The organism is Xylophilus sp. ASV27 (assembly GCF_016428875.1).
GTDB lineage: Bacteria > Pseudomonadota > Gammaproteobacteria > Burkholderiales > Burkholderiaceae_C > Xylophilus.
The window spans coordinates 1-324 of the sequence record NZ_JAELTO010000339.1; the positions used below are offsets into that span (position 1 = coordinate 1).

General features: G+C 64.8%; 1 protein-coding gene. It reads right to left on the reverse strand.

From position 1 onward, the window contains the following. On the reverse strand, positions 1-324 hold a 324-nt coding region (locus JHD63_RS23225; RefSeq protein ID WP_198973162.1), incomplete at both ends, for a transposase.

A 324-nucleotide genomic window follows, 5' to 3' on the forward strand; every position in this document is an offset into this window, starting at 1 on the left:
GAGCAGGCCCATGTCGCTGAGCGCCTGGCGAAAGGCGTTGTCCACACCGTATCCCGCATCGGCCAGCACGCAATGGCGGGGTGCACCTTCGTCCAGCAACGTGCGCAATTGCTGCAGCGCGATCTGTGTCTTCGTGGCGAAGCGCACTTCATCGGGAACGCCAGCCTTGGCGCGGCGTTCAGCATCTGCCGCCCAGTCCTCGGGCAGGTACAGCTGCCAAGCCACGGGCAGGCTGCCCTGTTTGCTTGCAAGCGAGATGCTCACAGCCACCTGGCAGTTGTCCTGCTTGCCCAGCATCCCGCAGTACTGGCGCGTGACACCGAC